The 12,107-nt window shown below is 42.3% G+C and carries 11 protein-coding genes; 8 read left to right on the forward strand and 3 right to left on the reverse strand.

The window, feature by feature from the left end:
- Positions 1–25 precede the first annotated feature (25 nt).
- Positions 26–1,126: a Holliday junction branch migration DNA helicase RuvB gene (gene ruvB / locus NOS7524_RS00370; RefSeq protein ID WP_015136471.1), complete on the reverse strand. Its 1,101-nt coding sequence runs from the start codon at positions 1,124–1,126 to the stop codon at positions 26–28.
- A 152-nt stretch (positions 1,127–1,278) separates the two neighbouring features.
- Between ruvB and hisF the strand changes: the two genes are divergently transcribed.
- The 8 genes from hisF (at position 1,279) to NOS7524_RS00410 (ending at position 10,293) form a co-directional block, all read left to right on the forward strand.
- The gene (hisF, locus tag NOS7524_RS00375; protein ID WP_015136472.1) at positions 1,279–2,046 is read left to right on the forward strand and encodes an imidazole glycerol phosphate synthase subunit HisF; all 768 of its coding nucleotides are present in this window, start codon (positions 1,279–1,281) and stop codon (positions 2,044–2,046) included.
- Positions 2,047–2,158: 112 nt separating this feature from the next.
- Complete coding sequence (locus NOS7524_RS00380) at positions 2,159–2,350, forward strand: hypothetical protein (protein ID WP_015136473.1); 192 nt, start codon at positions 2,159–2,161, stop codon at positions 2,348–2,350.
- A gap of 354 nt (positions 2,351–2,704) precedes the next feature.
- Complete coding sequence (locus NOS7524_RS00385; protein ID WP_051039216.1) at positions 2,705–4,267, forward strand: bifunctional ADP-dependent NAD(P)H-hydrate dehydratase/NAD(P)H-hydrate epimerase; 1,563 nt, start codon at positions 2,705–2,707, stop codon at positions 4,265–4,267.
- 57 nt (positions 4,268–4,324) lie between these two features.
- Positions 4,325–4,678, forward strand: a complete 354-nt coding sequence (locus tag NOS7524_RS00390) for a papain fold toxin domain-containing protein (protein ID WP_015136475.1) — start codon at positions 4,325–4,327, stop codon at positions 4,676–4,678.
- A gap of 13 nt (positions 4,679–4,691) precedes the next feature.
- Positions 4,692–5,060 carry a hypothetical protein gene (locus NOS7524_RS00395; protein WP_015136476.1) on the forward strand — a complete coding sequence of 123 codons (369 nt, stop codon included), beginning with the start codon at positions 4,692–4,694 and terminating at the stop codon, positions 5,058–5,060.
- Positions 5,061–5,328: 268 nt separating this feature from the next.
- Positions 5,329–5,628 carry a hypothetical protein gene (locus NOS7524_RS00400; RefSeq protein ID WP_015136477.1) on the forward strand — a complete coding sequence of 100 codons (300 nt, stop codon included), beginning with the start codon at positions 5,329–5,331 and terminating at the stop codon, positions 5,626–5,628.
- 117 nt (positions 5,629–5,745) lie between these two features.
- The gene (locus NOS7524_RS00405) at positions 5,746–8,157 is read left to right on the forward strand and encodes a GH116 family glycosyl hydrolase (RefSeq protein WP_015136478.1); all 2,412 of its coding nucleotides are present in this window, start codon (positions 5,746–5,748) and stop codon (positions 8,155–8,157) included.
- Positions 8,158–8,241: 84 nt separating this feature from the next.
- Positions 8,242–10,293 (forward strand): prolyl oligopeptidase family serine peptidase, encoded by a 2,052-nt coding sequence (locus NOS7524_RS00410; RefSeq protein ID WP_015136479.1) that lies wholly within the window; start codon positions 8,242–8,244, stop codon positions 10,291–10,293.
- Between the two features lie 117 nt (positions 10,294–10,410).
- On the opposite strand, the gene NOS7524_RS00415 is transcribed toward NOS7524_RS00410, so the two are convergent.
- The gene (locus NOS7524_RS00415) at positions 10,411–10,992 is read right to left on the reverse strand and encodes a GNAT family N-acetyltransferase (protein ID WP_015136480.1); all 582 of its coding nucleotides are present in this window, start codon (positions 10,990–10,992) and stop codon (positions 10,411–10,413) included.
- A gap of 34 nt (positions 10,993–11,026) precedes the next feature.
- Positions 11,027–12,103, reverse strand: coding sequence for a hybrid sensor histidine kinase/response regulator (locus tag NOS7524_RS00420; RefSeq protein ID WP_015136481.1), 1,077 nt, complete (start codon positions 12,101–12,103; stop codon positions 11,027–11,029).
- Positions 12,104–12,107 lie beyond the last annotated feature (4 nt).

Below are 12,107 nucleotides of genomic sequence, written 5' to 3' on the forward strand. Positions count from 1 at the left end.
TTGTCTGTTTCCCATGTCCCATTCCCTATAGTAAAGACATTTGCTCATTAGGTGGTGTAAATCCCATGTGCTTGTATGCCGCTTTGGTTGCTATTCGTCCACGGGGAGTCCGGCTTAAATAACCAATTTGCATAAGGTAGGGTTCGTAAACTTCCTCAATGGTTTGGGTATCTTCTCCTGTAGCCGCAGCAATTGTTTCTAAGCCGACAGGGCCACCGTTAAATTGTTCAATAATTACACTGAGCATCCGGCGATCTGTCCAATCCAAGCCGCAAGGGTCTACTTGAAATAATTCTAAAGCCTCGGCTGCAACGTTTTGGGTAACTTCCAGGCATGATTTTACTTCAGCATAATCACGTACACGCTTGAGTAATCTATTAGCAATCCGTGGTGTTCCCCGTGAACGGCGGGCAATTTCTGTAGCACCATCCTCTGTGACATGGGTTTGGAGTAATTGGGAACTCCGCAGGACGATTTTACTGAGTTCGTCAACTTCATAGAAGCGCAGTTTTTGAATTAAGCCAAAGCGATCGCGTAGTGGTGAGGTCAAAGCACCGACGCGGGTTGTCGCACCCACTAAGGTAAACTTTGACAAAGGCAAGCTGCGAATCCTGGCACTGGAACCTTTACCCACAGTGATATCTAGGCGGTAATCTTCCATTGCTGGATAGAGGATTTCCTCTGTCATCCGTGAGAGGCGATGAATCTCATCCACAAATAAAATATCACCTGGTTTGAGGTTAACCAGTAGCCCGACAATATCTCTGGGGCGTTCTAAAGCTGGCGCACTGGTGATTTTGTAGTTGACTCCCATCTCCGATGCTAATATCATTGCCATTGTTGTTTTACCCAATCCGGGCGGCCCATACAGTAGCAAGTGATCCAAAACTTCACCCCTTGACTTGGCTGCTTTGATGGCAATATCTAAGACATCTTTGAGGTCTTTCTGCCCGATGTAGTCGGCAAATTTTTGTGGTCTGATACTTTCTTCTTGCTTACCTTGTTCATCAATAGCAGCTTCAGGGTGCAAAATATTCTCCTTGGAGGCTGGTTTTGTTGACTCCTGATGCTGTTGTGGTTTGCCGTTGGGTTCTGGGGGCTGTTTTTTCGAGGAGATGATCGCCATAATTCAGCTTGGACTTTGAGTTTAGGTCTGTTTGAGCGCAATCTCCGCCGTAATACTGCAAATAGACACGCTTGCGAAGATTTTCGGTGGGAAATACCCACGTCAATTTAAAATTTAAATTCCGGACAATTACCGAGGAGTTAGAAATTAGTATGTTATCTAAAAGAATTTTACCTTGTTTGGATGTGAAGGCGGGACGGGTTGTTAAAGGAGTTAACTTTGTCAACCTCAAGGATGCAGGCGATCCGGTGGAATTAGCGAAGGTTTACAATGAAGCCGGGGCTGATGAGTTAGTGTTTCTAGATATTACGGCTACTCATGAAGACCGGGATATTATCATCGATGTGGTTTACCGGACTGCTGAACAGGTGTTTATTCCCCTGACTGTCGGTGGTGGTATTCAATCCTTAGAAAATGTTAAAGCTTTGTTACGAGCCGGAGCAGATAAGGTTAGTATTAACTCTGCGGCAGTGCGTGACCCAGACTTAATTAATCGAGCCAGCGATCGCTTTGGTAATCAGTGTATAGTTGTCGCCATTGATGCTAGGCGCAGAGTAGACCCCCAAAATCCTGGGTGGGATGTGTACGTACGTGGAGGACGAGAAAATACCGGCTTAGATGCCTTACTTTGGGCTAAAGAAGTCGAACAACGCGGCGCAGGAGAACTATTGGTAACAAGTATGGATGCTGACGGGACTCAAGCCGGCTATGACATAGAGTTAACACGAGCAATTGCTGAGGCTGTGGAAATCCCAGTGATTGCATCTGGTGGTGCCGGTAACTGTGAACATATCCATGACGCACTGACAGCAGGGAAAGCAGAAGCTGCTCTATTAGCATCGCTTCTACATTATGGTCAATTAAGCGTGGCTGAAATTAAGAATTTTTTGCGCGATCGCAACGTACCAGTCCGTTTGTAGACTCAATTCTAAAGCCTTTATGTAAATCCAGTTACATCTATCCCAAGTTAGAGACAGTTCCCTAAAAGGATGTTAAGATTAATTTACAAAGTATGAATAAATATTAAGAAATATGTTGATTCCTATTTTATTATTTGATGTAGCACTGGTGGCATGGTCACTCCACCTAATGGAGAAAGCAGTTGAGCATAAAGAATTTTCTCTCATGTTAGCAGGGACATTGGTAGCCCTTGCGGCTGCTGCTATGTTAGTAGTTTACTTTCTTATGGGGCATTGTATGAGCTATTTACTACAAGTAAGGTAATCAGTATTGATTGATCAAGGCGATCGCTGAGATTTAAGCAAAAATTTGACAAGATATATATTATTTAAGAGATAGTAGACAACGCATTGGTATTAAAAATCAGGTAGTTAAAAACCTCTGAAACATTTTCTAATTTGACAGTAGTACAAATGCTCTGAAAGTTCTCCCTTGTCAGAATAGATCTGGTGAGTGAGTGTAGAGTTACTCACCTGTTAGAATCAATGAAGAATTGCTGGCATTGTAGTTAAGTGACAACTCAAGAATCAAAGCCATCACCAAAAAACAGTGTCAATGTGAGGTGAAGTGCTGACTAGAAAAGAACAAATTTCCCAAGTAGTAGTCACTGCTACCCAAATGCGGGACATTGAGGGGCGGATTTTTGCAGCCGGAATGCCTGTAGCAGCTTTGATGGAAAAAGTGGCGGGACTTGTTGCTGGGTTTATTCAGGATATTTACCCACATGAGAGACAAGGTAGACAAGGTAAAATTTACTCCTCCTATTCCCCCAGTCCCCATGTCGGTATCCTTGTTGGCCCTGGACATAATGGTGGTGATGCGTTGGTTGTAGCGCGTGAGTTACACTTTCATGGTTACAATGTTTGGATTTACGCACCTTTTTCTAAGTTCAAGGAATTAACCTCGCAGCATTTGCAATATGTTCAAAGTTTGGGAATTGTTTGTTATCAAGATATTGAACAATTACCTGATTGTGATTTTTTAGTAGATGGTTTGTTTGGATTTGGTTTAGAGAAAGCAATTACTGATCCCATCGCTGCGGCAATTAATCATTTCAATGACTGGGATAAACCGATTATTAGTATTGATGTGCCTTCGGGTTTGCACACTGATACAGGTGAGGTTTTGGGGACAGCCATCCGTGCAACTTATACCTTGTGTTTGGGTTTGTGGAAGTTGGGTTTGTTGCAAGATCAGGCTTTGGAGTATGTGGGGAAAGCGGAGTTAATCGATTTTGATATTCCTTTAGCTGATGTGCAAGCAGTGCTGGGAGAAAGCCATAAAATTAAACGCATCACACCAGTAACGGCACTTTCTACCCTACCCTTACCCCGTCCCCCAGTGACGCACAAGTATAAAGAAGGACATTTACTGTTAATTTGTGGTTCGCGGCGTTATGCGGGTGGAGCAATTTTAACGGCTTTGGGTGCTAGGGGTAGTGGTGTGGGGATGCTATCTGTGGCTGTACCGGAATCTCTCAAGCCGCTTTTGGTGTCCCATTTGCCGGAAGCCTTGATTATTGGGTGTCCAGAAACGGAAACAGGAGCCATTGCTCAGTTACAATTACCAGAGAAAACAGATTTAAATTCCTTTAGTGCGATCGCCTGTGGCCCTGGGTTAACTACAGATGCTACTCCTATTGTCCAGGAAGTTATTCAAAGCGATCGCCTCTTAGTTCTCGATGCTGATGGTTTAAATATTCTGGCGCAACTAGACACCATCCCCACATTACAACAGCGTCAAGCAGCAACGGTACTCACACCCCATACTGGTGAATTTCAACGGTTGTTTCCCCATCTTCCTGATGCTAAACGAGACAGAATTAATGCTGTAAGAGAAGCAGCCCTTCAGAGTGGGGCAGTAGTATTGTTGAAAGGTGCGAGAACTGCGTTGGCAGCGCCCGCCGCAGGCATCGCTAATCCCCACGGTATAGTATGGATTAATCCCGAAAGTACGCCAGCTTTAGCTCGTGGTGGTAGTGGCGATGTATTAACAGGCTTACTCGGTGGATTATTAGCACAAGCTGCGACTAAAGAATTGCCGATAGAAGATATTGTAGCGACGGCGGCATGGTGGCACGCCCAAGCTGGGATTTTAGCAGCCCAAGAACGCACGGAATTGGGGGTAGATGCCTTTACGTTGACTAATTATCTGATGTCAGTGCTTAGTGTTTTTGCTTAAATAAGGGAGGAAGATATATTTATATTATTAAACTCAGCAAATTTTTAGGATGTATGATTGGGCAGTTTATCGAGAGAAGAAATTTATCAGGCACTTGGCAATATTTCCATTCAATTTGGCAACCTTGAATGTGACAAATGTGCCATAGCATTAAAGTCATGGAGTGATGGTAATGGAATTGAGGCAAAAATTCTTAAGCTCAGAACTAAAAAGCGAAATGATTTCTTTATAATTAGCGATCGTTATGGTGATAGTGAGTCAATTACTGATAATGGTATTCATTATGGTGTAGAAGTTTTAGGGCTGGTTTTTGATAACCTTTCACCTCAAGGATTACCCCGTGATGAGTGGATAAATGATTTTTCCTGCCGCAGTGGTGAATTTTATTTAGAAGAGTTAGATAACTTCTAAAGGAGAGAATATTATGAGCGGAGTATACGAAATTCTAGCAAAAATAAAAGCCAAACCAGGTATGTATCTTGGCCGTCCTTCTGTGAGCGACTTATTTATGTTTTTGGTTGGATATGAATGTTCTCGCAGTGAACTAGGCATTGAGAATACTGAAGAAGAAGAAGATTTTTATGGGGAGTTTCAACCTTGGTTACAGAAAAACCTAGGAATAAAAACGGTAAGTTCTTGGTCGAAGATGATTATGCTTTACTGTCACGATGAGAAGGCTGGTTTTGAAAAGTTCTTCAGTTTATTGGATGAGTTCAAACAACGAAATCAAGATTTAATTGGTAATGAGGTTAATAATACATCTGAAGCGGTGAGCATTGGTTTAAAACATTGATATAGGACTCGTATTTGATTTCTGAAAAAAACTCAGTACACCCCTACTCTCTCCTTTCCTATTGCCTATTGCCTATTGCCTGGCTACGCAGATAATTTTAGAAATCAAAGCGGATTCCTATAATTTAACGACAGCCATAAACTGATAATAATGATAGAGTTCTGCTGATTCCAATGATAGGAACTGGTTATCCTCCAATCTAGTTGAATCTGATAGCCTGAAATTATTAAGTAATTCTTAATACTTCCTAGAATTAAGGAGTTAAATCATGAGATTAAATCCCACAAGATTCTTATTTCTCGGTGTTGTCATTCTGGCATCGATACCAGCATTTGCTCAAAATCAAGGTAATTCCTTTTCTGGTAGAGTTCAGCGAGTTTGGGAAGATGGATTTCGCTTAAATACCAGTGGTCGTTCCATCACAGTTGATACTTATGATATCTGTGGAGATAATACTACCAGGCACATATCGGCTGGTGATCAAGTAACCGTAATCGGCGAATTTGATGGAGGCGAATTTGATGCCTCCTCTGTTACTAAAGCTAATGGTACAAATGTTTGCCAATAGCTCAAATCACAATTCATGTTATTGACTGTACTGATGTTACATTGCAAAATTTCTACTTGAGAAAATTGACACATCACGTTAAGCTTCCTTAGCAGAACTGCACTGTAACACTAGGTAATGACAACGCAACCCTCCCTGCAAATTCCCACTTGTACTTGGAATCGTCCTATAGGTTTAGGCTGGGACAAACCTTATACTGTTCGCTACGCCAGTAATATTGATGATGGCCCTTGGCATGGTATGCCCTTGGGTGGCTTTGGTGCTGGCTGTATCGGGCGTTCTTCGCGGGGAGATTTTAACCTGTGGCACATCGACGGCGGTGAGCATCTTTTCCAAAATATTCCCGCCTGTCAGTTCAGTGTGTTTGAATCTCATGGCACATCCTCCCAAGCTTACGCTTTGGCGACAACAGCACCCGAAGATGGTAGTCTGCAAGCTTGGCAATGGTATCCAGCCTCTACCGCCACACAGGAAACAGGAGCATATCACGCGCTGTATCCTCGTAGCTGGTTTGTGTATGAGAACGTCTTGCAAGCACAGTTAACCTGTGAGCAATTTTCCCCCGTCTATGCTCATAATTACCAAGAAACTAGCTACCCTGTGGCGGTATTTGTCTGGAAGGCGCACAACCCGACAAATGCACCTATCACTCTCAGTATTATGCTGACTTGGCAGAATATGACGGGCTGGTTTACTAATGCGCTGAAGTCTCCAGAGGTGAAGGTGCGGGATGATGGTAGTCCGGTTTATGAATATCAGCCACGTTTAGGCGAAAGTCAGGGTAATTACAATTATTTAGTGGAAAGTCCCCAATCTCTAGGTTGCTTTTTGGGGCGGGTAGGAATTACAGAACCTTTACAGGAAGGTGAGGGTAGTTGGTGTATTGTCACTCAGAAACATCCCCAAGTAGAAGTGTTTCATCATACCCGTTGGAATGCTGCTGGTAAGGGGGATGAGATATGGCAGAGCTTTGCGGCAGATGGTTCCTTACCTGATTATATTGATACTACCCCAGCCGGAGAAAATGAACAGATAGGAACTGCGATCGCAGTCCGTTTCACTCTCCAGCCAGGGGAAAATCTGGAAATTCCCTTTGTTCTGGCTTGGGATTTCCCCGTGACAGAATTTGCTGCTGGAGTGAATTATCATCGCAGATATACAGATTTTTTTGGTACTAATGGTAACAATGCTTGGGCGATCGCTACCCTAGCTTTAGAACAATATCAAACTTGGCAACAACAAATTCAAGCTTGGCAACAACCCATTATAGAACGGGAAGACTTACCCAACTGGTTGAAAATGGCTCTATTTAATGAGCTGTATGACCTCACCAGTGGTGGTACACTTTGGAGTGCAGCCACAGAGCGCGATCCTATTGGTCAGTTTGCTGTATTAGAGTGTCTTGATTACCGTTGGTATGAAAGTTTAGATGTCCGCTTATACGGTTCATTTGGACTGGTGTTACTGTTTCCAGAACTGGAAAAATCGGTGATGCGTGCTTTTGCACGGGCAATTCCCCAAGGTGATGATACACCCCGTGTGATTGGTTATTACTATACTATCGGTGCAGAAAGTCCCGTTGCTGTGCGGAAAGCTGTCGGTGCTACACCCCATGACTTAGGCGCACCCAATGAACACGTTTGGCAGAAAACCAACTACACCAGTTATCAAGACTGCAATTTGTGGAAGGATTTAGGCTGTGATTTTGTCTTGCAGGTTTACCGGGATTATCTGTTTACTGGTGCGAATGATGTTGAGTTTCTGCAAGACTGCTGGGATGCCATTGTGCAAACCCTAGATTATGTCAAAACCTTTGATTTAGATGGGGATGGGATTCCAGAAAACTCCGGCGCACCTGATCAAACCTTTGATGATTGGCGATTACAAGGGGTAAGCGCCTATTGTGGTGGTTTATGGATGGCGGCGTTAGAAGCAGCGATCGCTATTAGTGAAATTTTAAGCCAACATCAGCCAGACTCAGCATTACTCAAGCAAAAATCTATCTATGCAACTTGGTTAGAAAAATCTTTGCCTATCTATCAAGAAAAACTTTGGAATGGTCAATATTATCGTTTAGATAGTAACAGTGGTTCTGATGTGGTGATGGCAGATCAATTGTGTGGACAATTTTACGCTGCTTTATTAAATTTACCGGATATTGTGCCGGGCGATCGCGCTATTTCTGCTTTAAGAACTGTGTATGATGCTTGTTTCCTCAAATTTTACAATGGACAATTTGGGGCGGCGAATGGTGTGCGTCCTGATGGTTCACCAGAAAACCCTCAAGCTACCCATCCTCTAGAAGTTTGGACGGGGATTAATTTTGGGTTAGCAGCGTTTTTAGTGCAGATGGGGATGAAGGATGAAGCATTACGATTAACTGAGGCGGTGGTGCAGCAAATTTATAGTAATGGTTTGCAATTTCGGACACCGGAAGCTATCACTCCATCTGGGACTTTCCGCGCTAGTACCTATTTACGGGCGATGGCAATTTGGGGTGTTTATTTAGTTATGAGTGAGAGGGTTTAAAAGATTTTTTAAACGCGGAGGAGCGCGGAGGTTTACGCGGAGGGGCGCGGAGTTTTTTGTTGAAGTTGAGAGATTTGAAATTTTATGAAATATCCACACACTCACAAAATTGAACAGGTTGACAATTATCACGGTACTCTAGTTGCTGATCCTTATCGTTGGTTGGAAAATCCTGATTCAGCAGAAACTCAGGCTTGGGTTGAGGCACAAAATCAAGTTACTTTTGCCTATCTGGGGGAGATTTCTGTTAGGGAAAAGATTAAGCAGCGTCTTACTAAGCTTTGGGATTATGAGAAATATGGGATTCCGTTTAAAGAGGGGGAAAATTATTTTTATTTCAAAAATGATGGGTTGCAAAATCAAAGTGTTCTCTATACTTTAAAATCTTTGGATGCTGAACCGAGAGTTTTACTTGATCCCAATAAGTTATCTGAAGATGGGACTGTTGCACTTTCAGGTTTGGCTGTGAGTGATAATGGTAAGTTATTGGCTTATGGTTTATCTACCTCTGGTTCTGATTGGCAAGAGTGGAAGGTAAAAGATGTAGAAACTGGTGAAGATTTACCTGATCATTTACAGTGGATTAAATTCTCCGGTGCATCTTGGACGAGTGATCATCAAGGTTTTTTCTACAGTCGTTATGATGAGCCAAATGCAGAAACTAAATTAGAAGAGGTTAACTATTATCAAAAGCTTTACTATCACCGCTTAGGTACTCCCCAATCAGAAGACATACTCATTTATCATCGTCCTGATCAAAAAGAATGGGGTTTTAGTGGTGGTGTCACAGAAGATGGTAAATATCTGATTATTTCAGTTTGGTTAGGAACTGATCCACGCAATTTAGTTTTCTACAAAGATGTAACTAATCCTCATGCTGAAGTTGTGGAATTAATTAACCAATTTGAAGCAGATTATAGTTTTATTGAGCATGACAATGGTGTGTTCTATTTCCGTACAGATTTAGATGCGCCACGGGGTAAAGTAATTGCCATTGATACTAATAATCCAGCGCAAGCAGCATGGCAAGAAATTATTCCTGAATCTGAAGCAACTTTAGGCACAGTAACTATTTTAAATAATCAATTTGTGGCTGATTATTTAGAAGATGCTTACTCCCAAATTAAAATTTTTAACCTGGATGGCACATTTGTACGCGAGGTAGAATTACCTGGGATTGGTTCAGTTGGTGGATTTGGTGGTAAGCGTTATGATACAGAAACTTTTTATAGTTTTACTAGCTTCACTACACCCGGAACTATTTACCGCTACAACATGATGACGGGAGAAAGTGAACTGTTTAGAAAACCACAGGTAGATTTTAATCCTGATGATTATGAAACTAAACAAGTCTTTTACACCAGTAAAGATGGTACGCAAGTACCGATGTTTATTACTCATAAAAAAGGGATAAAATTAGACCAAAATAATCCTACTTATCTTTATGCCTATGGTGGTTTTAGGGCTGCACTTACTCCGACTTTTTCTGTAAGTAATTTAGTATGGATGGAAATGGGTGGTGTTTATGCTATGCCCAATATCCGTGGTGGTGGAGAGTATGGTGAGGAATGGCATCAAGCCGGAATGAAGGAGAAAAAACAGAATGTCTTTGATGACTTTATCGCGGCGGCTGAGTGGCTAATTGAAAATAATTATACCAAACCTGCAAAACTAGCGATCGCAGGTGGTAGCAATGGTGGTTTATTAGTGGGTGCTTGTATGACTCAGCGTCCAGAATTATTCGGTGCAGCTTTACCAGCCGTTGGTGTGATGGATATGTTGCGCTTTCATAAGTTTACCATCGGTTGGGCTTGGACTGCTGAATATGGTTCGCCAGATAATCCCGAAGATTTCCCCACGCTTTACACCTATTCACCTCTGCATAACCTCAAGCCAGGTACAGCTTACCCAGCTACTTTAATTACTACCGCCGATCATGACGATCGCGTTGTTCCTGCCCATAGTTTCAAATTTGCCGCAACTTTGCAAGCGTCTCACAATGGTGATGCGCCAGTGTTAATTAGAATTGAAACTAAGGCGGGACATGGTGCAGGTAAACCTACAGCTAAAATCATTGAGGAAGCAGCAGACAAGTGGGCGTTTTTAGTGCGTACTTTGGATGTTGAAATTGAGTAATTTTGTAGGGTAGATAAATATTTTATTACCTCACGCTCCAGACGCTCCAGACGCACAGGGAGTAAATTCTCCCTTGTCTCTCCCAGTCCCTAATACCTACTCCCACCCTCATTTTCATCATTGAATTAGAGTTGATATTTTCTTTCCAGAATGCCATTCATCGCGCAAAACAGCAAACCACATCTCATCTACCCAGTTGTTTTTGAACCACAAACTTTTAATCAAGTGTCCTTCACGCCGCATACCAACTCGTTCTAGTAATTTAATAGAGGCTATATTCTGCGGATCGCAGTTGGCACGTACACGGTGCAAATTATGTTGTTTAAATAGATAGTCAAGGAAACAAGTTATCGCTTCTGTAGCGTAGCCTTTACCTTGGTGTGTCTGCGCTAGGGTAAAGCCAATTTCTGCTTGTTGTCCATCATCAGCTAAGATACAAAAGCCGCAGTCTCCAATGATTTCTTCTGTTGACTTGAGTGCAATTGCCAGTTGATACCACTCACCTAAAACACCAGGGGTTAACTGCTGTAATGTTTCTATAAATTCTGTTGCTTCTACTTCTGAATAAGGTATATCCCAACTTTGATACTGCGCTACCTCTGGATCAGAACGATAGCTGGCAAATGCTACGATATCGCTGTTTTGGAAGTTACGCAGAAACAAGCGTGGTGTTTCGATTCTGATAGTAGCTGCAAACATAAATTCTCATAACACATAGTTGTGATTTTCTAACCTATACAGACGGCAAGAAGATTGTAAAAATAGTACCTTTGGGATGATGATCTTCGACAGTAATAGTACCGTGATGTGCCTCAATTGCCATTTTGCAAAAAGCCAATCCTAAACCAATTTGTGAAACTTCCGGCATCCGTGTGCCAATCTCATACTTCTCGAAAATGCTTTGACGTAAGTTTTGAGGCACTCCCGAACCGGAATCAACAACTTGTAATTTAGCACCTGTGGTTAAATACTCTGCTTTCAGGGTAACTTGAGAATTAGATGGGGAAAACTTAATCGCATTGGAGAGTAAATTATCCAAAACTCGGCGGAAGATGGGTACATCTACTTTTACCATGCCACCAGGATCGGGTAATTCGCTGACAAGATTGAGTTTTTTTTGGAGCGCGATCGCCTCAATATCTGCCAACGCTGAAATGCAAAGCGCACACAGGTCTACTTCTATACAGTTAAGATCCATTTTGCTAGATTCTAACTTGGCCACAACGAGCAAGTTATCAATCAACGATTGCATTTGTTGAGCTGCGAGTGTGATTTTATCCGTCTTGTCTTGATGCTTTTCGGGTGACAAACCAGGAAACCGGAGAATCTCATTGGAGATGACTATACTGGTAAGCGGATTTCGCAAATCATGTACAATCATATTGACCATATCTTCTCGCAGATTCAGCAAAGTCTGTAATTTATCGTACTGTTGCTTAATCCGCAACATGGAATGAATTCTGGCTCTTAACTCTACACCGTTGACGGGCTTACTAATAAAATCATCAGCTCCGGCTGCTATACATTTAGCTAAGTCTTCTTTAGCAGTTAATGCTGTCACCATAATAATCGGAAGTGCTTGCCACTGCGGGTCAGATTTGATCTGCCGACAGACTTCCATGCCATCTAAATCAGGCATCATCACATCCAACAAAATCACATCAGGCTGAAAACTATTGAGGCAATCAATGGCTTGTTTACCAGTAGGAGCATAATGTAATTCGTAGTTTTCACTATCTAGTAACGTTTCAACCACATCGAAGTTATCCGGCTCATCATCAATTACCAAAATAGAGTGTTGATTATTCATTTAA

The sequence above is a fragment of the Nostoc sp. PCC 7524 genome, assembly GCF_000316645.1.
GTDB lineage: Bacteria > Cyanobacteriota > Cyanobacteriia > Cyanobacteriales > Nostocaceae > Trichormus.